General features: G+C 69.5%; 23 protein-coding genes. 12 read left to right on the top strand and 11 right to left on the bottom strand.

What is annotated here, in order from left to right:
* A partial coding sequence (locus Q7T09_RS18290) for an SDR family NAD(P)-dependent oxidoreductase (protein ID WP_304701634.1) occupies positions 1 to 120 on the bottom strand: 120 nt, incomplete at its 3' end.
* 35 nt (positions 121 to 155) lie between these two features.
* Positions 156 to 1,418 carry an MFS transporter gene (locus Q7T09_RS18285; RefSeq protein WP_304701631.1) on the bottom strand — a complete coding sequence of 421 codons (1,263 nt, stop codon included), beginning with the start codon at positions 1,416 to 1,418 and terminating at the stop codon, positions 156 to 158.
* A 225-nt stretch (positions 1,419 to 1,643) separates the two neighbouring features.
* Here Q7T09_RS18285 and Q7T09_RS18280 point away from each other — a divergent pair, with 225 nt between their 5' ends.
* From Q7T09_RS18280 to Q7T09_RS18250, 7 genes are read left to right on the top strand one after another with little or no spacing between them, the layout of a single operon-like run.
* A complete protein-coding gene (locus Q7T09_RS18280) occupies positions 1,644 to 2,150 on the top strand; it encodes a GNAT family N-acetyltransferase (RefSeq protein WP_304701630.1) in 507 nt (168 codons plus the stop codon).
* 58 nt (positions 2,151 to 2,208) lie between these two features.
* Positions 2,209 to 2,784, top strand: coding sequence for a DUF1285 domain-containing protein (locus tag Q7T09_RS18275; protein WP_304701629.1), 576 nt, complete (start codon positions 2,209 to 2,211; stop codon positions 2,782 to 2,784).
* Positions 2,781 to 3,425 carry a CoA pyrophosphatase gene (locus Q7T09_RS18270; protein ID WP_304701628.1) on the top strand — a complete coding sequence of 215 codons (645 nt, stop codon included), beginning with the start codon at positions 2,781 to 2,783 and terminating at the stop codon, positions 3,423 to 3,425. The genes Q7T09_RS18275 and Q7T09_RS18270 overlap by 4 nt, the downstream gene beginning before the upstream one ends.
* Positions 3,418 to 3,696, top strand: coding sequence for a hypothetical protein (locus tag Q7T09_RS18265; RefSeq protein WP_304701627.1), 279 nt, complete (start codon positions 3,418 to 3,420; stop codon positions 3,694 to 3,696). Before Q7T09_RS18270 ends, Q7T09_RS18265 begins: the two co-directional genes overlap by 8 nt.
* On the top strand, positions 3,693 to 4,943 hold the full coding sequence (locus Q7T09_RS18260; RefSeq protein WP_304701626.1) for a CCA tRNA nucleotidyltransferase: 1,251 nt from the start codon (positions 3,693 to 3,695) through the stop codon (positions 4,941 to 4,943). The genes Q7T09_RS18265 and Q7T09_RS18260 overlap by 4 nt, the downstream gene beginning before the upstream one ends.
* Positions 4,940 to 5,644 (top strand): type 1 glutamine amidotransferase, encoded by a 705-nt coding sequence (locus Q7T09_RS18255; protein ID WP_304701625.1) that lies wholly within the window; start codon positions 4,940 to 4,942, stop codon positions 5,642 to 5,644. Before Q7T09_RS18260 ends, Q7T09_RS18255 begins: the two co-directional genes overlap by 4 nt.
* Before the next feature lie 49 nt (positions 5,645 to 5,693).
* On the top strand, positions 5,694 to 6,422 hold the full coding sequence (locus Q7T09_RS18250; RefSeq protein WP_304701624.1) for an Isoquinoline 1-oxidoreductase subunit: 729 nt from the start codon (positions 5,694 to 5,696) through the stop codon (positions 6,420 to 6,422).
* Here the strand turns inward: Q7T09_RS18250 and Q7T09_RS18245 are convergent.
* From Q7T09_RS18245 to Q7T09_RS18220, 6 genes are all read right to left on the bottom strand, one after another.
* The gene (locus Q7T09_RS18245; RefSeq protein ID WP_304701623.1) at positions 6,419 to 6,823 is read right to left on the bottom strand and encodes a PIN domain-containing protein; all 405 of its coding nucleotides are present in this window, start codon (positions 6,821 to 6,823) and stop codon (positions 6,419 to 6,421) included. The genes Q7T09_RS18250 and Q7T09_RS18245 overlap by 4 nt on opposite strands.
* Complete coding sequence (locus Q7T09_RS18240) at positions 6,810 to 7,043, bottom strand: AbrB/MazE/SpoVT family DNA-binding domain-containing protein (RefSeq protein ID WP_304701622.1); 234 nt, start codon at positions 7,041 to 7,043, stop codon at positions 6,810 to 6,812. The genes Q7T09_RS18245 and Q7T09_RS18240 overlap by 14 nt, the downstream gene beginning before the upstream one ends.
* Before the next feature lie 64 nt (positions 7,044 to 7,107).
* Positions 7,108 to 7,719 (bottom strand): GNAT family N-acetyltransferase, encoded by a 612-nt coding sequence (locus Q7T09_RS18235; protein WP_304701621.1) that lies wholly within the window; start codon positions 7,717 to 7,719, stop codon positions 7,108 to 7,110.
* On the bottom strand, positions 7,719 to 8,561 hold the full coding sequence (locus tag Q7T09_RS18230; protein ID WP_304701620.1) for a polysaccharide deacetylase family protein: 843 nt from the start codon (positions 8,559 to 8,561) through the stop codon (positions 7,719 to 7,721). The genes Q7T09_RS18235 and Q7T09_RS18230 overlap by 1 nt, the downstream gene beginning before the upstream one ends.
* Positions 8,562 to 8,574: 13 nt before the next feature.
* Positions 8,575 to 9,453, bottom strand: a complete 879-nt coding sequence (gene hemF / locus Q7T09_RS18225; protein WP_304701619.1) for an oxygen-dependent coproporphyrinogen oxidase — start codon at positions 9,451 to 9,453, stop codon at positions 8,575 to 8,577.
* Entirely contained in the window at positions 9,450 to 9,908 is a 459-nt protein-coding gene (locus tag Q7T09_RS18220; RefSeq protein WP_304701618.1) for a tRNA (cytidine(34)-2'-O)-methyltransferase, read from the bottom strand. The genes hemF and Q7T09_RS18220 overlap by 4 nt, the downstream gene beginning before the upstream one ends.
* 200 nt (positions 9,909 to 10,108) lie before the next feature.
* Between Q7T09_RS18220 and petA the strand changes: the two genes are divergently transcribed.
* The 4 genes from petA to Q7T09_RS18200 all read left to right on the top strand — a co-directional run bounded on the left by petA (position 10,109) and on the right by Q7T09_RS18200 (position 14,028).
* On the top strand, positions 10,109 to 10,663 hold the full coding sequence (gene petA, locus Q7T09_RS18215; RefSeq protein WP_304701617.1) for a ubiquinol-cytochrome c reductase iron-sulfur subunit: 555 nt from the start codon (positions 10,109 to 10,111) through the stop codon (positions 10,661 to 10,663).
* Between the two features lie 5 nt (positions 10,664 to 10,668).
* A complete protein-coding gene (locus Q7T09_RS18210) occupies positions 10,669 to 11,982 on the top strand; it encodes a cytochrome b/b6 (protein ID WP_304701616.1) in 1,314 nt (437 codons plus the stop codon).
* A gap of 7 nt (positions 11,983 to 11,989) precedes the next feature.
* Entirely contained in the window at positions 11,990 to 12,829 is an 840-nt protein-coding gene (locus Q7T09_RS18205) for a cytochrome c1 (protein ID WP_304701615.1), read from the top strand.
* Positions 12,830 to 13,131: 302 nt separating this feature from the next.
* Positions 13,132 to 14,028 carry a CPBP family intramembrane glutamic endopeptidase gene (locus Q7T09_RS18200; RefSeq protein WP_304701614.1) on the top strand — a complete coding sequence of 299 codons (897 nt, stop codon included), beginning with the start codon at positions 13,132 to 13,134 and terminating at the stop codon, positions 14,026 to 14,028.
* Here Q7T09_RS18200 and Q7T09_RS18195 read toward each other — a convergent pair.
* On the bottom strand, positions 14,025 to 14,792 hold the full coding sequence (locus Q7T09_RS18195; protein ID WP_304701613.1) for a hypothetical protein: 768 nt from the start codon (positions 14,790 to 14,792) through the stop codon (positions 14,025 to 14,027). The two genes, Q7T09_RS18200 and Q7T09_RS18195, sit on opposite strands and share 4 nt — an antisense overlap.
* Positions 14,793 to 14,915: 123 nt before the next feature.
* Between Q7T09_RS18195 and Q7T09_RS18190 the strand changes: the two genes are divergently transcribed.
* Positions 14,916 to 15,383 carry a hypothetical protein gene (locus tag Q7T09_RS18190; RefSeq protein ID WP_304701612.1) on the top strand — a complete coding sequence of 156 codons (468 nt, stop codon included), beginning with the start codon at positions 14,916 to 14,918 and terminating at the stop codon, positions 15,381 to 15,383.
* 5 nt (positions 15,384 to 15,388) lie between these two features.
* Here Q7T09_RS18190 and Q7T09_RS18185 read toward each other — a convergent pair whose 3' ends face one another.
* Together Q7T09_RS18185 and Q7T09_RS18180 are read right to left on the bottom strand one after the other, a co-directional pair.
* Positions 15,389 to 16,069 carry a dienelactone hydrolase family protein gene (locus tag Q7T09_RS18185; RefSeq protein ID WP_304701611.1) on the bottom strand — a complete coding sequence of 227 codons (681 nt, stop codon included), beginning with the start codon at positions 16,067 to 16,069 and terminating at the stop codon, positions 15,389 to 15,391.
* Positions 16,070 to 16,074: 5 nt separating this feature from the next.
* A complete protein-coding gene (locus Q7T09_RS18180) occupies positions 16,075 to 16,743 on the bottom strand; it encodes a dienelactone hydrolase family protein (RefSeq protein WP_304701610.1) in 669 nt (222 codons plus the stop codon).
* Positions 16,744 to 16,832: the final 89 nt, after the last annotated feature.

Raw genomic sequence — 16,832 nt, 5'->3', positions numbered from 1 at the left:
GCCGCCCAAATCGTTGACGACGACCTTCGCGCCTTCCTGCGCGGCGATCAGAGCGCAATCGCGGCCGATACCGTTGCCGCCGCCCGTAACAAGAACAACTTTGCCTGAAAGAGCACCCATGAACCAATCTCCCTGAAATATTAATGCGCAGACTGTTATTCGAGCCGGTCAGCCTTGCGCAAGGCTGGAAACAGTTTCGCCCAGACGCCGGTCACGATCAACGCACCCACGCCGCCGAAAATCGCCGCCCCCACCGGTCCGAGGAATCGGGCCACGACCCCGCTCTCGAACTCCCCCAGTTCGTTGGAGGCGCCGATGAACAGGGAGGAGACCGCCGCCACGCGGCCGCGCATGTTGTCCGGGGTCACGATCTGCACCAGGGTCTGGCGGACATAGACGCTGAGCATGTCGGCGCCCCCCAGCACCGCCAGGGCGAACACCGACAGCGGCAGGGACTTCGACAGGCCAAAGACGATGGTGGCGGCCCCGAACACCGCCACCCCGGCGAACATGGTGATCCCGGCATGGGAGCGGATCGGCCGGCTGGCCAGGACCACGGCCACCAGGGTCGCGCCGATGGCCGGGCCCGCCCGCAGCAGGCCAAAGCCGTCGGGGCCCACATGCAGCACATCGCGGGCGAAGACCGGCAGCAGCGCCGTGGCCCCGCCCAACAGCACGGCGAAGAGGTCCAGGGAGATGGCGCCGAACACGATCTTGTTGGTCCAGGTATAGACCATCCCCTCCTTGATCAGGGCCCAGCGCGAGCCGGCCTGGACGACGGGCTGGGTGTCGCCGCGGATCAGGAACACGCTGACCAGGGCCAGGACATAGAGGACCGTGGTCACCGAATAGGACAGGCCGGTGGAGTGGCTCAGCAGCAGGCCTCCCACCGCCGGGCCGATGATCGAGCCCCCCTGCCAGGCCAGTGAGTTCCAGGCGATGGCCCGCGGCAGCAGGCTGCGGGGCACCAGCATCGGGCCGAGCGCGGTGGAGGAGGGGCCCATGAAGGCGCGGCTGGCCCCGAACAGGGCCGACAGCAGCAGCAGCAGCGGGATGCTAGCGAAATCGAAGATGGAGGCCGCGGCCAGGGTGACCGCGGTGCCGATCTCGCCGATGTAGCAGATCAGCAGCACCTTGCGCCGGTCGTGCCGGTCGGCAGTCTCCCCGGCGAAGGGGGAGAGGAGCAGGACCGGGATGAAGGCGGCCAGTCCGATCAGCCCCACATAGAAGGCCGACTGCTTCACATCCATGCTCTCGCGGGCCACGGCGTACATCTGCCAGCCGAGCGCCACGCTCTGGATTTGCACCCCCAGGGTGGCCGCCACCCGGGCGATCCAGAAGCGGACATAGTCGCGTCGCTTGAGCAGCTCGCGGAGGGTGGTGGGTTCGGCCGCGCCGTCGGAGGGAGTCGTTGTCATGGGCGGGGCGACCTTGCGGCGCCGCGCCCCGCCCCGCAACGCGCGATTGACGCCGGCGACGCATGGCCCTATGCGCCGCGTCGCGTTGAACAAATTTCCGGGCCGAGGTCATGCGACGACTGCGACGAACCGGGCGCGCCCGCCGCGCCGACTAGAACCGCCCGCCGGCCGGCGCATTCGTGCGTGGCGGCGAGATCGCCGCTCATCGCACAAGACCAGACGCCCATGACCCTCCCCGACGCCCAGGCGCCGACCCTCAAGCTCGAGCAACCCCAGGACGGTCCCGCCGTGGACGCCCTACTGGACCACGCCTTCGGGCCCGGACGCTACACCAAGGTGTCAGAGCGCGTCCGTGAAGTGGCCGAGTTCCGCCCCGACCTGTCCTTCTGCGCCTGGGACGGTGGCCGGCTGGTGGGCAGCGTGCGCATGACCCGCGTGCGCATCGGCGCCGACGAGGCCGTCTTCCTCGGGCCGCTCGCCGTCCAGGCCGAGGTCCGCAAGTACGGCACGGGCGGCCTGCTGGTGCAGCGGGCCTGCGAGGCGGCCCAGGCCGCTGGCTTTCCCCTGGTGCTGCTGGTGGGGGACGAACCCTATTTCAGCCGCTTCGGCTTCTCGGCCGCGCCGGCCAGGGACGTGCGCCTGCCGGGACCGGTGGACCAGAGGCGGGTGCTGGTGCGGGCCCTGCGCGAGGGCGGGGCCGAGGGGCTGGCGGGGCTGGTCGGCGCGCCGTGACGCGCCGTGACGCGCCGTCGCGCTTGAGGCGGGGCGTGGCGCACCCTACCTTCACCGCATGACCGACGCGCCCAGCAAGCCCAGCCTCGAAGGCGTGATCGCCGCGGCCAAACAGGCGCCGGGCCGCGGCCTGCCGCCCGTGCACCTGTGGAACCCGACCCACTGCGGCGACATCGACATCGTCATCAAGAAGGATGGGCTCTGGTTCCACGAGGGGACGCCCATCGGCCGCGAGGCCCTGGTGCGGCTGTTCTCCACCGTCCTGCGCAAGGATCCCGACGGCTTCCACCTGGTGACCCCGGTGGAGAAGATGAAGATCACCGTCGAGGACGCCCCCTTCATCGCGGTGCGGGTCGACAAGGTCGGGGACACCCTGAAATTCCTCACCAATGTCGGCGACGAGGTGGAGGCTGGGCCGGAGAACGAGATCCGCGTGGAGATGGACCCCGCCACCGGTGAGCCGCGCCCCTATCTGCATGTCCGCCGCGGCCTGGAGGCCCTGATCGCCCGCCCGGTCTTCTACGAGTTGGTGGAGCTGTCGCAGGAGCGGCAGACGCCGGAGGGGCCCCGCCTGGGGGTGGCCTCCAAGGGCGCCTGGTTCCCGGTCGGGCCGGCCGGAGCTCATCGCCTGTGAGTCCGCATCGCGCGACCGCCGAGACCCGCGACTGGATCGTCCGCCATCTCGACCCCCTGGAGGAGCGTGATCCCGTGGCCGGGGGCGCCGGCTCGGATTTCGACCTGTCGGGCCCGTATGGGACACCCCACGCCGACCTGACCCCGGCCTCGGTGCTGGTGGCCCTGATCGAGCGGGAGAGCTCCTATTCGGTGCTGCTGACCCGGCGGTCCGACACCCTGCGACGCCACACCGGCCAGATCGCCCTGCCGGGGGGGCGCCGCGATCCCGGCGAGACCCCCTGGGGCACGGCCCTGCGGGAGGCCCACGAGGAGGTGGGGCTGCACCCCGACTATGTGACCCTGGCGGGGCTGTCGTCGCCCTATGTCACGGGCACCGGCTACCTGATCACCCCGGTGGTGGGCTTCGTGCGCCACGGCTTCACCCTGGAGCCCAATCCCGACGAGGTGGCCGACATCTTCGAGACCCCCTTCGGCTTCCTCATGGACCCGGCCAATCACGAGGAACATGAGCGCGAGGCGCCGACCGGGGAAAAGCGTAGGTTCTACGCCATGACCCACGACGAACGTTTCATCTGGGGGGCCACCGCCGGCGTCCTGCGAGCGCTGTACGAGCGGCTCTACGGCGCGGCCGTTGCTTGAGGTCATCGCCACGCGGGCCCTGCTCGTGGCCTTGCCCTTCGGTCTCTGGTTCCTCTGGCGGGAGGTCGCGAAGCGCTCGGGACGGGAGATGGGCTCCACCCCCTGGGCCTGGCTGTTCGCCGCCGGGGCCGTGCTGTTGGGGCTTTCTCTGATGGCCACGGCGGTGTTCCATGGCGATAATCGCGGCGAGGTCTATGTGCCCGCCGAAGTGATGCAGGACGGGCGCGTGTCGCCTGGCCATTTTGAAGAGAGAGCGCCCAAGACGCCATGACCGACAGTATCGGCCACAGACCCTGGATGAAGACCCCCGGGGCCGTCGCGGTGATGGACGCGCTGGAGGCCCGCGGCTTCGCTGGCTGCGCCCGCTATGTCGGGGGCTGCGTGCGCAACAGCCTGCTGAACCGGCCGGTCGAGGACATCGACATCGCCACCACCCTGACGCCGGACCAGGTCACCGAGGCCCTGAACGAGGCCGGCCTCAAGGCGGTGCCGACCGGGGTCGAGCACGGCACCATCACCGCCGTGGCCGACGGCCAGCCCTTCGAGATCACCACCCTGCGTCGGGACGTCTCCACCGACGGCCGCCGCGCCGTGGTGGCCTTCACCCAGGACTGGAACGAGGACGCCCAGCGCCGGGACTTCACGCTCAACGCTGTCTATGCCGACCGCGAGGGGACCCTGTTTGATCCCACCGGCCGTGGGGTCGCGGACGGCAAGGCCGGGCGCATCGTCTTCGTGGGCGACGCCATGACCCGCATCCGCGAGGACTATCTGCGCATCCTGCGCTTCTTCCGGTTCCTGGCCTGGTATGGCAAGGGCGAGGCCGACGAGAAGGCCCTGGCCGCCTGCAGGGCCCTGAAGGAGACTCTGTCGGGCCGTCCGGCCGAGCGCACCGCCAAGGAGCTCACCAAGCTGCTGGCCGCCGAGGAGCCGCGCCCGGCCCTGGCCTTGATGGCCCAGGCCGGGGTGCTGGGCGCCGTCCTGCCCTGCGCCACGGACCTGACCGCCTTCAACATGCTGGTTGAGATCGAGACCGACCAGCTGTTCGAGAACGACCCCATCCTACGCCTGGCCACCCTGATCCCCGAGGACCAGGTGGGCGCCGCCCAGATCGCCGAACGCCTGCGCCTGTCCAACGAGGTTCGCGACCGGCTGGTGGCGGCCATGGGCAAGACTCCGCGCATCACCAGCTGGATGAGCCCCCGGGAGACCCGGCGGGCGGTCTACGCCATCGGCCTGCGGGCCTTCACCGACCGGGTGAAGCTGGCCTGGGCCAAGTCGGGCCGCACCGCGGCCACCCACCAGTGGCGGGGCCTGCTGGCGCTCGCCGAAAGCTGGTCGCCGCCGACCTTCCCGCTGACCGGCGACGACGTGATCCATTCCGGCGTGCCCAAGGGCCCCATGGTGGGCCAGGTGCTGCGCGAGGTGGAGGACTGGTGGGTCGACCACGACTTCCTCGACGACAAGTTCTCCGCCATCGAGAAGCTGAAGGCCGTGGCCCAGGGCATGGCCTATTGAGGCTGGGGATCCTCGAGACCGGCGCGCCGCCCCCCGGCGTCGACCAGTTCGGCGACTATCCCGCCATGTTCCGCGCCCTGCTGGGGCCGCAGACGCACCACTACACGACCTTCGACGTCCAGGCCGGGGCGCTGCCCGCCACCGCCCAGGCCTGCGAGGCCTATATCGTCACCGGCTCCTCGGCCGGGGTCTATGACCCGCTGCCCTGGATCGCGCCCCTGTCGGACTTCCTGCGCGCGGCCAGGGGGACGCCGATGGTGGGGATCTGTTTCGGTCACCAGATCATGGCCCAGGCCTTCGGCGGCAAGGTGATCAAGTCCCCCAAGGGCTGGGGCGTCGGCCTGCACCGCTACGAGGTCCAGGCGCCCCAGGCCTGGATGGACGCCCCGCGCCTGACCATTCCGGCCTCGCACCAGGACCAGGTGGTGGAGCCGCCGCCGGGGGCCACGGTGCTGGCCGGCAGCGGGTTCACGCCCCTGGGCATGCTGGCCTATGACGACCAGCCAGCCATCTCCCTGCAGTTGCATCCGGAGTTCGAGCCGGCCTATGCCCGGGCCCTGATCGAGGCCCGGCGCGGGACCCGCTACACCGACGAGGAGGCCGACCGGGCGATCCTCTCGTTCGAGCAGCCCGACGACCGTTCCCGAGTCGGCGGCTGGATCGCGCGCTTCCTGGCGCAGGCAACGCTTCGCCGACCCTGACGTTCTGGGCTGCGGCGCGCCTCCCCCGCGCCGGCCCAGGAAGTCTCTCGTGCGCCACGCCAGCGCCGTCGTTCTCGCCCTCGTCGGCGCGGCCGGTCTCGCCGCCGCCACCTTCGGCGCCCAGGCCCAGACCGTCCCCAGCCAGACCGCCGCCGCGGTCCTGGCGGAGATGGCGCAGCGGACCTCCCTCAAGCCCGCGGCGTCCTTCAGCCGTATCGCCGACAAGAACGCCCGCTCCGTCGCCCTCTTCCAGGAGGCCGGCAAGGTGATCACCCACCCGCGCTGTTCCAACTGCCACCCGGTGGACCGCCCCGTGCAGGGCGACGACCGCCATCCCCATATGCCAGTGGTCTCCCGCGGCCCGGACGGGCACGGGGAGGGGCTGCGCTGCGCGGCCTGCCATACGGCCAAGAACGTCTGGGTGGGCGGGACCCACATCGTCACCATCCCGGGTAATCCCAAGTGGGCGCTGGCCCCCGCCGAGATGGCCTGGCAGGGGAAGTCGCTGGGCGAGATCTGCGCCCAGCTCAAGGACCCGGCCCGCAACGGCGGCCGGACGCTCGTCCAGATCCAGGCGCACATGGCCCAGGACGAACTGGTGGCCTGGGGCTGGAACCCGGGCCTGGGCCGCACCGCCGCGCCCGGGACCCAGGCGCAGCTCGGCGAGCTGATCCAGGCCTGGATCGACACCGGCGCCAAGTGCCCCGCGCCGGGCGGCGTGAAGGCGCCGAGCCGTGACCTCAAGGCCGCGGCCGGGGCGATGAAGCCGGTCGTCTAGGCCCTGAAGGGATTGAGGATCGTCGGCGCGCCCTCGATCCTCAGGCCCGCCTGCATGTCTTCCGAATAGACCACCTCGCAGCCCGCCAGCTGCGCGGCGGCGAGGATCAGTCCGTCATAGAGGTTGAACTGATAGCGCTCGGCGATCGCCACGCCCCGCTGGTGGGTGTCCAGCGTCATCGGCTCCACCTCCAGGGTCGCGCTCAGGATCTGCAGGCTTTCGCGGATCGCCGGCCAGGGCGCCTTGAACTTCCGCGAGGCGACGGCGGCGAACTCGTTGAGCACCTGGACGCTGATGACGCCGCCCGCCGCCAGCAGGTTTTCCGCTCGATCCGCCCTGGCGTCGTCCGACAGCAGATACAGCAGGACATTGGTGTCGAAGAACGCCCTAGCCGCGCTCATTGGCGTCCAGCCGGTCGAACCGGAAACCGGCCGGCATCAACCCGCGATACTTGCGCAGGCGCGCCAGGAGCTCCGTCCGGGACGGCGACTTGGCGATCTCGAAATGGCGGGCGTCGGTGACGCTGATCACGATGTCGTCCCCAGCCTTCAGGTCCAGGGCCTCCACGACGGCGCTGGGCAACCGCACGGCGAGGCTGTTGCCCCATTTGGCGACCTGCATGGCGCATCTCCAAAGATATACGTGTGAAGATGTATATCTTTCAGGCTTCGATGCAAAGGCCGACTCAGAGGTCGGTGACCATCCAGATCGTCCCCGGCGTCGCCTGCGCCTCGAATCGGCGGAAGCCGTAGGTGTCGTAGAAGCGCTGGGCGCGGGTATTGGCCTCGCTGACGCCCAGGTGGACGCCGGGCGCGCCGGCGGCCCTGGCGGCGCCCAGCCAGGTGTCGATCAGGCGCTGGCCCATCCCCTGGCCCTGCAGGTTCGGCAGCAGGTTGATGTGCAGGTGGGCGGGGTAGGGGCCCACCAGGCTGTCGGGTGTGAGGGCCGGCTTGTGGAACAGGCGCTCCAGGTGCTGGTCCGGCGTCCGCTCGACCCAAGGGACCCCTTGGGGATCGGGGTGGGCGGCCCGCAGCACCGGCCACCAGCGGTCCTCCAGCAGGGCCTCGAAGCTCCGAGTGTCCGCCGTGCCGACGATGTAGCCCACCACCGCCCCGTCATCCTCCACCACGAAGGCCAGGTTCGGGTTCAGGCGGCCATAGGGGGCGGCGTAGATGGCGCCCAGCAGGCGCCTGTCGCGGTAAAGGCTTGTGGCGTCCTGGCCGCTGTCCCCGGTCCTCAGGCAGACCTCGTAGAGGCTGTCGAGGTCCTCCGGGGCGAAGGGGCGGATCTGGGCCATCAGGCGGCCTGTCGCTGCAGGTCGCGCAGGGGGCGGAAGCTGATCAGCCTGGCGCCGGCGACCTCCACCTGCGCCTTCAGGGTCGGATCGAGGAGACAGGCGCGGTCCTTGATGCGGATCTCGGCGTGGGTCCTGTCGTAGCCCCGCAGCTCGGGGCCGTCCTCCACCGGATGCAGGTAGATCTCGGTCACGCCCGGCCGCAGGCGCGCCAGGCTGTCGGCGAACACCTCGCGGGCGGGCAGGCCCCACAGGCTGACGAAGTGGTCGGGATAGAGCCGTCCCGCGGCGCTCGCCTGGGCGCGGCCCGGGAAACCCAGCTGCCGCTCGGCGCCGACCCCGAACATCCGCATCGGCAGGTCGTAGTCGGCGGCCAGCTCGACGAAGAGGGCGAAGTAGCGCGGGTCGATCTGCATCGTGCCCATGTGGGCGTCGAGATGGGTCACGTCGACGCCCCAGGCCAGGGCCTGGTCGATCTGGGCCCGGCACTCGGCGGCCACGTCCTCCAGCCGGGCCTGGGCCCAGACGGCCTCGGCGGTGGTGGGCATGTAGCCCTGGTCATCGTGCAGGGAGGCCGCTCCGGTCAGCGAGCGCCACCGATAGCCGGGATACTCCGCCGTGAGTGTTAGGTGCACCCCGATGTCGGCGCCCGCGCAGCGCTCCAGGCCGTCCAGGGCCCAGGGGCAGGGGACCATCAGGGTGGCGCTGGTGGCGATCCCGAAGGCGAAGGCCTCGGCGGTGGCCCGGTTGGCGGCCTCGCTGGAGCCCAGGTCGTCGCAGTTGACGATCAGCAGCCGCTCGCCGGATCCGTATCCCAGGCGTTCGACAAGGCTGGGGCCGGTCACGGGCGCCTCCGGGTCAGAGCCAGGCTACGAGCGGCGGCATGGAGGACAGGATGGTGTCGATATTGCCGCCGGCCTTGAGGCCGAACATCGTGCCGCGGTCGTAGAGCAGATTGAACTCCACGTAGCGGCCGCGGCGGACCAACTGCTCCATGCGGTCCTGCTCGGTCCAGGGCTCGCTCATCCGGTGGCGCACGATCTTCGGATAGACCTCAAGGAAGGCCTCGCCGACGGCGCGGGTGAAGGCGAAGTCCTTCTCGAAATCGCCGGAATTGTGCCGGTCGTAGAAGATACCCCCGACCCCGCGGGTCTCCTTGCGGTGCGGCAGGTAGAAATATTCGTCGCACCAGGCCTTGTACTTGCCGTGCCACTCCGGATCGAAGGCGTCGCAGGCCGCCTTCATGGCGGTGTGGAAGAGCACCGCGTCGTCGGCCTCCTGGCTGCGCTGCTCGTCCACCATGGGGGTCAGGTCGGCCCCGCCGCCGAACCAGCTCTCGGCGGTCGACAGGAAGCGGGTGTTCATGTGGACGGTGGGCACCCGCGGCGAGCGCGGATGGATGATCAGGCTGATGCTGGCCGAGACATAGGATGGGTCCTTGTCGGCGCCGGGCATCTGGGCGGCCATCTCCGGCGAGAAGCGGCTCGCAGCCGCCGAGGTGTGGACCCCGGCCTTCTCGAACAGCCGGCCCTTGAAGTGGCCGCCGATCCCGCCGCCGACGCCGGTCTCCCGGGTCCAGGGCCGCTGGTCGAATCGGCCGGGCTCCTCCGGATAGAGTTCGGGCGGGGCCTCCTCCTCCAGCTGCTCCAGTTCGGCGAAGATGCGCAATTGCAGGTCTTCGAACCATTCCTTGGCGCGGGCGCGGCGGTCTTGGATCTCTTGCGGCAGGCTCGTCATGGCGCTGGCTTAGGAAATTGACCGGTCTGGCGCAACGCCTCCGAAAGGCCGATCGCCGCCGAGACCGTGACATTCAGCGACCGCATGCCTGGCACGAGCGGAATATAAACCCGCGCGTCGGCGCTCTCGTGAACCTCGTCGGGAACGCCGGCGCTTTCGCGTCCGAACAGCAGCACGTCGTCGGGCTGGAAGACGAAGTCGCTCAGGGGCAAAGCGCCCTTGGTTGTGAACAGAACGATCCTTCCGGGCTTATTTTGTGCAAAATCGGCCCATCCGGCGTGCCGCGTCACTTCGCCCGGTTCGCCGTAATCCATGGCCGCGCGGCGGATCGCGCGGTCGGAAAGCGGGAAGCCACAGGGCTCAATGACGTGGACTCCGACCCCCAGACAGGCGCCAAGACGAAGGGCCGCCCCAAGGTTTTGCGGAATGTCCGGTTGAAAAAGCGCCAGCAGCATTCTAAGCGATCCAGCCACGGGATTGGCCGGGGCTTGGCGCGAATCACGGAAGGGGCGACCGCAACGCGCGGTCACTGGTCTTTCCGGGATATCGGCCTGCTCCAGCATTGGGTTCCGAGAGGCCTTTACCAGAGCGTCTGGAAAGGTCGAAGACGGGTCTCGGCGCAAGGCCGCGACCGCAAACGAAGGGTAGCTTTAAGGTGGCCGACACCGTCGTGGGCGCAAATCCCGATCCTCATGCCGCGGGCGAAGACCCGAACCGGCGTGATTTCATTCATATCGCCGCGGCCGTCATGGCCGTGGGCGCGGTTGGGGCGCTTGCCTGGCCGTTCATCGACCAGATGAACCCGGCCGGCGACACCCTCGCCCTCGCCTCGGTGGAATTCGACCTGACAAAGGTGGAAGCCGGCCAGCAGGTCACCATCAAGTGGCGCGGCAAGCCGCTGTTCATCCGCAACCGGACCGGGGCGGAAATCGCCGCGGCCATCAAGGATGACCACGCCGACCTGCGCGATCCGCAGACCGACGAGGAACGCCACAAGCCGGGCAAGGCCCAGTGGCTGATCCTGGTGGGCACCTGCACCCACCTCGGGTGCGTGCCGACCTTCGGGGGCGGTGAGTACGGCGGCTGGTTCTGCCCCTGCCACGGCTCGCACTACGACACCTCCGGCCGAATCCGGAAAGGTCCCGCGCCGAAGAACCTGGCGGTGCCGGACTACGCCTTCCTGTCGGACACCAAGGTCAAGGTGGGCTGAGGACGATGAGCGGACATTCAAACTACGAGCCGAAGACCGGCTTCGAGCGCTGGCTCGACACCCGCCTGCCGATCGTGCGCCTGGCGTACGACAGCGTGATCGACTTCCCGACCCCGAAGAACCTCAACTACTGGTGGACTTTCGGCGGCATCCTGGCGGTCTGCCTGGGCATCCAGATCGTGACCGGCATCGTGCTGGCCATGCACTATGTCCCGCACGTGGACTACGCCTTCAACTCCGTCGAGCGCATCATGCGCGACGTGAACTACGGCTGGCTGGTGCGCTACATGCACTCCAACGGGGCCTCGATGTTCTTCATCGCGGTCTACATTCACATGTTCCGCGGCCTCTATTACGGGTCCTACAAGGCCCCGCGCGAAGTGCTGTGGATTCTCGGCTGCGTGATCTACCTGCTGATGATGGCCACGGCCTTCATGGGCTACGTCCTGCCCTGGGGCCAGATGAGCTTCCACGGCGCGGTGGTGATCACCAACCTGTTCGGCGCCCTGCCGATCGTGGGCGAGTCCATCACCACCTGGCTGTGGGGCGGGTTCGCGGTGGATAACCCCACCCTGAACCGCTTCTTCTCGCTGCACTTCCTGCTGCCGTTCATGATCGCCGGCGTGGTGATCCTGCACATCTGGGCGCTGCACGTGCCCGGCAACGGCAACCCCACCGGCGTGAACGTGAAGTCCAAGGAGGACACCGTTCCCTTCCACCCGTACTATACGGTGAAGGACGGCTTCGCGATTTCGGTCTTCCTGCTGATGTTCGCCGCCTTCGTGTTCTTCATCCCCAACGCCTTGGGCGACGCGGTGAACTATGTTCCCGCCAACCCGCTGGTGACCCCGGCCCACATCGTTCCCGAATGGTACTTCCTGCCCTTCTACGCGATCCTGCGGGCGGTGCCGGACAAGCTGGCCGGCGTTCTGATGATGTTCGGCGCCATCGCCATGCTGTTCGTCCTGCCATGGCTCGATACCTCCAAGGTGCGCTCCATGCGCTACCGGCCGACGGCCAAGCTCTACTTCGGCCTCTTCGTCCTGGCCTGCCTGGTGCTGGGCTTCTGCGGCGGTCGCCTGCCCGACGATCCGGTGATCCCCGGCCTGTCGACCTTCCAGCTGCTCGACGCCGACCTGAACTCGATGGTCTGGCTCTCCCGCGTCGCGACGGCCTACTACTTCTCCTACTTCCTGGTCGTCCTGCCGATCCTGGGCCTCACCGAGACACCGCTGCCCCAGCCGGAATCGATCTCCGCGCCGGTGCTCCCCGCCAACGCGCCCGCCGGCGCCGCGGCTTCGCCTGAAAAGAGGGGCTGAGCCTCAGATGCTGCGCAAAGGTTTCATTCTCGCGGCGTTCGGGCTCGCTTTCGTCGCCGGTCCGGCGCTCGCCTCGGCCGGGCCCGAAGCGCCCAAGGACGTCCACTGGAGTTTCGAGGGGCCGTTCGGCAAGTTCGACCAGGCCCAGGTCCAGCGGGGCTACAAGGTCTATCGGGAGGTCTGCTCGGCCTGCCACGCCATGGACCTGATGAGCTTCCGCAACCTCGGCCAGAAGGGCGGTCCCTTCTATGTCGAGGGCGTCAGCGCCAACGACAACCCGACGGTCAAGGCGATCGCCAAGGACTATCAGGTCAACGATATCGACTCCGAGACCGGTGACGTCGTTCAGCGTCAGGCCACCTCCGCCGACAAGTTCCCGAGCCCGTTCGCCAACGAGGCGGCGGCGCGGGCCTCGAACGGCGGCGCCCTGCCGCCGGACCTCTCGGTGATGATCAAGGCCCGGGCGCAAGGGCCGCAGTACGTCTATTCGATCCTGACCGGCTACGGGACCCCGCCGGCCGGGCTCGAAGTGCCGCCGAACCAGTTCTACAACCCCTACATGCCCGGCGACGTCAGCGCCTTCTACAAGGGCAAGGGCCACGTTCCGAAAGGCGGCTTCATCGCCATGACGCCGCCCCTGGAGGCCGACAAGGTGAGCTTCGACGACGGGACCAAGTCCACCGTCGACCAGCAGGCCAAGGACGTCGTCGCCTTCCTGGCCTGGGCCTCGGAGCCCAAGCAGACCGAGCGCAAGCAGTTCGGCGTCGCCGCCATGATCTACCTGCTGGTGTTCGCGGGCCTGCTGTTCGTCAGCTACCGCCGCATCTGGCGCAACGTCGCCCACTAGACCCTGACCGTTTCAGATGGATCCATCTGAAACGGGAAGAAGGGTCTAGATTCAATAATTTAGAGCACGTCGGGCGGCGGACCGGTATCCACTTCCGCCTGATGTGCTCTAGGGTCGGCGCCTGCGCAAGACGATCCAAGGCCCCGGCGCAAGCCGGGGCCTTTTTCGTTCCTGTCCTGGAGGTCATGACGAATCGCTAAGTTGCCCGCGCCTTCGCGCCAGCCGATAGCAGCCTGGAGTTTCAATCCAAGGGGGCGGGCATAGTGGCTACTGGGACCGGGCGCGGACGCGCCCTTGCATATTTGGCGCTTTATGCGGGCCTCTGGGGCGCCGCCTTCGCATATCTCTTCTATCGTCAGGCTGACTGGACCTTCCCGCTGGTCTCCCTGGGGATCTTCGGGATCGCGCTGTCGGGCCTGGCCTGGGTCCTGACCCGCAAGGCCGCGCCGCCGCCCGTCCCGGTCCGCAGGCCGGGGCTCGAACTGGCCGCCGTGCTGATTTTCCTGGCGGTCTACGCCCTGGGCTTCCTCGGCTGGGGCATGGGGACGCTCAAGGATTCCCTGCCCGAGGGCCAGACCAAGGAGCTGGTGGTGCTGGGGGTCAAGCTGGCGGTCCACGTCGTGGCGCCGGCCCTGCTGCTGGCCCTGCTGGGCGCCAAACTGGCCCCGCTGTTCTCAACCGGCCTGGCCCGCAAGGGGTTCTGGCCGACCCTCATCGTCATGGGCGCCATCTTCATCGCCCTGCTCAGCGTGGTCAGCCCCAGCCTCAAGCAGATCGCCGCCCTGGAGGCTCCGGTCCAGGTCCTGGCCTGGGCGGTCCCGGCCGCCTTCGTGTGGGTCGCCCTGGAGGCCGGCCTGTCGGAGGAGTTCCTGTTCCGCGCCGTGCTTCAGACCCGCCTGGCCGCGGTGCTGCGCAGCGAGACCGGCGCGGTGGTGCTCGGCGCGCTGCTCTTCGCCGTGGCCCACGTCCCGGGCCTCTATCTGCGCGGCGCGCCGGGGGACGACGGCTACTCCACCGACCTCCTGCAGGTCGTCGCCTTCACCATCGCCTCCCTCTCGCCCCTGGCCCTGATGCTCGGCGTGGTCTGGGCGCGCACCCGCAGCCTGCTGCTGGTGGTCCTGCTGCACGCCGCCATCAACATCCTGCCGTTCCTGCCGGAGTTCCTCGTCACCTGGGCAGGGATCGCGCCGGCCGGTTAGGGCCGCTTCAGCAGCAGGCGGCCGCGCGCGAAGTCGAACCTCAGGCGCCAGCGCGCCAGGACCGGCGCGCCGACCGCCCCCACGGCGCCCTCGACGGGCGGCGTCAGCCCCACCGGCAGGTTCTCGAACAGCTCTCCGGCCAGGGACAGGGCCCGCAGGCGGGCCCGGCGCGGGCCGTAGGGCGCAACATCCTCCGCCCTGGCCCCTGGGACGCCCGCCAGGGCCCCGTCGAGGCGGACGGGGGCGTCGAGGCCGGTGGAGGCCACAAAGCCGCCTGCGGCCGTCCTGGGGCCGTCGGCGACGGCGCCCATGACCGTCGGAAGGCCACCGTTCAGCCGCATCGCCAGGATCTTGTCGGACCGGAAGCTGGACGCGCGCCCCGGCGCCAGGATCTCCACCCGGCAAGGGGCGAAGCTGACGTCCACCACCTGGCCCGCCAGGACGTCGGCGCCGATCACCCCGGCGATGGGGGTGGGGAAGGCGTAGGTGCGCGCATCGAGGTCGGCCACGGCGACGGGCCGGTCGGCGAGGCGCAGGCCCGCGACCCGCACCTCGCCCCGCAGGGCGGTCCCGGCCTGGCCCTCCATCTGGGCCCGGGTCTCGTGCAGCAGGGTGGCGGGCGCGCCGGTGTCGAGGATGTAGTCGCCGGCCACCCCGGCGACCTGGGCGGGGACCACCACCACCCCGTGCTCGAACCAGCAGCCCGCCGCGCGGGCGGGCGTCGGGGCGAGGCTCAGCGCGGCGAGGATCAGGGCGGGCTTCAAGGGCTAATCCCGGAGGGAAGGTCCCCGACCATAGCCAAGCCGCGCGCCCTCGGCGATAAATGCGCCATGTCCGGTTCGCGTCCCGCCTGCTCCTCCGTCCCCGTCACGGCGCCGGGGCGCTAGATGGCCTTCACCAAGGCCTGGCGCGATTTTCGGCGCATGCAGGACGTGGCCGTCGCCGCCTCGGCCCTGATCTATGCCGGGGCCGTGATCCACGCCTTCAGCGTCCTGCCGGGCGGGGGCGCGCTCATCGCCCGCCACGCCCTGGTCTGGCCGGCCGGCGCGGCCCTGGCCAGCTTCGCCCTGCCACTGCTGATCCTGCCGCTGAGGCGGGGGCTGGCCCGCTATGTCTGGATGAGTTTCGTGGCGGGCTTCGGCCAGACCGCGGTCTCGGTGCTGACCGGGGTCGGGCTGCTGATCGCCGCGGCCGGCTTCATCTACTGGCAGGTGGCCGCGGTGGCCACGGGCGGGCGCTATCCCACCGCCGTCTTCGCGGGCTACGCCGCCGGCATCGGCATCCTGGCGGCACAGTCGGTCCTGGTCCGCTGGCTGGAACGCGACCCCGAGGCCCGCAAGCGGATCGAGGAATAGAATCCCTACATCTCTCCGCGCCCGCCGCCGTTGTTCATGAACAGCTGCAGGGTGCGCAGGCGGGCCAGGCGGGCGGCGTCGGGGTGATAGTCGGCGCGGCGGTCGGAGACGAAGCCATGGCCCGCGTCATAGACGTGGACGGGCACGTCGGGGTGGGCCTCTCGAATCTCCTCGACCTTCTCCATCGGGATGGAGGCGTCGTGACGGCCGAAGTGCGCGATGGTGGGGACCTTGGGCGTCTCGTCCACCAGCTCGCTGATGCGGCGGCCATAGAAGGCCGAGGCCGCCGAGATGCCGGTGCAGCGGCAGGCCGCCAGCCAGGTCGCCGCCCCGCCCCAGCAGAAGCCGGTGACGAAGACTGCGGGCGAGAGCGCGTCGATGGCCGCCTGGAGGTCGCCGGCCACCTGGTCCCAGGGGGTCTCGGTGGAGTACCTGACCCCCTTGGCGATGGCGTCTGGGCTATAGTCAGCCTCGAAGCCCGGCTCGATGCGGTCGTAGAAGCTGGGCGCGATCACTTCGTAGCCGTCTTCGGCGAAACCGTCGGCCAGTTCGCGGATGTGGTCGGTGACCCCGAAGATCTCCTGGATCAGCACCAGCCCCCCCCGCCGCGCGTCGGAAACCGGCGCGTGATAGGCGGCCAGCTCGAAGCCGTCGAAGCCGCTCTTCAGGCGGATGGTCTCGCCCACGGCGCTCAGGCGCCCGCGAAGAGGTCGAGGGTGCGCTGGCGGGCGAGATCGGCGCTGGCCTGGTTCAGCCGCTCGGGGTCCTCGTTGTTGAACCCGTGGCCGGCGTCCTCGTAGATGTAGACCGCCACGCCGGGATTGTGCGCCTGGACGGCGGCCTTGACGTCGTCGGCGGGGATGCCGGCGTCCTTGCGGCCCAGATGCAGGATGACCGGGCACCTGGGGGTCTTGTCGGCGTTGGCCTGGACCAGGCTGCCATAATAGCTGGAGCCGGCCGCGAAGCCGTCCAGCTGGCAGGCGGCCAGCCAGGTGAGCGACCCGCCATAGCAATAGCCCACCACGAACACCTTGCCGGCGCCCGCCAGGGCCGCGCGGCAGGCGTCGACGTCGGAGAGCGCCTGATCGAGCGGGGTGGCGCGGGCATGGGTGACCCCCGCCGTCAGCCCGGCCGGATCGTGGCCGGCGGTGAAGCCCGGCTCACGGCGGTCGTAGAGGGAAGGGGCTATGGCCTCGTAGCCGAGGTCGGCCCAGCGGTCGACGTCGCGGGCGATGTGTTCGTCGATCCCGAAGATCTCCTGGATCACCACCACCCCGCCCTTGCGCTCGCCCTTGGGCGCGGCGCGATAGACCGCGAACTCGAAGCCGTCGGCCCCCCTAAGCTTGGAATAGTCGCCCATCTCGTCCCTCCCGATTTTGTCGTCTGAGATAGGCCGGTGGGCGGGGATGTCCAGGGCGCAGGGAGAATATCGACCCGTTGAAAACGGTA

The sequence above is a fragment of the Phenylobacterium sp. genome (assembly GCF_030645195.1).
Classification (GTDB): domain Bacteria; phylum Pseudomonadota; class Alphaproteobacteria; order Caulobacterales; family Caulobacteraceae; genus Phenylobacterium.
Note: the sequence above shows the minus strand (reverse complement) of the source record. Positions and strands in the feature narration are given on the sequence as shown.

What these genes read in the sequence shown, in the direction of transcription:
- Q7T09_RS18285 (WP_304701631.1), bottom strand. Translation starts at nt 1,418, where the DNA reads ATGACAACGACTCCCTCCGACGGCGCGGCCGAACCCACCACCCTCCGC.
- Q7T09_RS18280 (WP_304701630.1), top strand. Translation starts at nt 1,644, where the DNA reads ATGACCCTCCCCGACGCCCAGGCGCCGACCCTCAAGCTCGAGCAACCC.
- Q7T09_RS18275 (WP_304701629.1), top strand. Translation starts at nt 2,209, where the DNA reads ATGACCGACGCGCCCAGCAAGCCCAGCCTCGAAGGCGTGATCGCCGCG.
- Q7T09_RS18260 (WP_304701626.1), top strand. Translation starts at nt 3,693, where the DNA reads ATGACCGACAGTATCGGCCACAGACCCTGGATGAAGACCCCCGGGGCC.
- Q7T09_RS18245 (WP_304701623.1), bottom strand. Translation starts at nt 6,823, where the DNA reads ATGAGCGCGGCTAGGGCGTTCTTCGACACCAATGTCCTGCTGTATCTG.
- Q7T09_RS18240 (WP_304701622.1), bottom strand. Translation starts at nt 7,043, where the DNA reads ATGCAGGTCGCCAAATGGGGCAACAGCCTCGCCGTGCGGTTGCCCAGC.
- Q7T09_RS18235 (WP_304701621.1), bottom strand. Translation starts at nt 7,719, where the DNA reads ATGGCCCAGATCCGCCCCTTCGCCCCGGAGGACCTCGACAGCCTCTAC.
- hemF (WP_304701619.1), bottom strand. Translation starts at nt 9,453, where the DNA reads ATGACGAGCCTGCCGCAAGAGATCCAAGACCGCCGCGCCCGCGCCAAG.
- Q7T09_RS18220 (WP_304701618.1), bottom strand. Translation starts at nt 9,908, where the DNA reads ATGCTGCTGGCGCTTTTTCAACCGGACATTCCGCAAAACCTTGGGGCG.
- Q7T09_RS18210 (WP_304701616.1), top strand. Translation starts at nt 10,669, where the DNA reads ATGAGCGGACATTCAAACTACGAGCCGAAGACCGGCTTCGAGCGCTGG.
- Q7T09_RS18205 (WP_304701615.1), top strand. Translation starts at nt 11,990, where the DNA reads ATGCTGCGCAAAGGTTTCATTCTCGCGGCGTTCGGGCTCGCTTTCGTC.
- Q7T09_RS18190 (WP_304701612.1), top strand. Translation starts at nt 14,916, where the DNA reads ATGGCCTTCACCAAGGCCTGGCGCGATTTTCGGCGCATGCAGGACGTG.
- Q7T09_RS18180 (WP_304701610.1), bottom strand. Translation starts at nt 16,743, where the DNA reads ATGGGCGACTATTCCAAGCTTAGGGGGGCCGACGGCTTCGAGTTCGCG.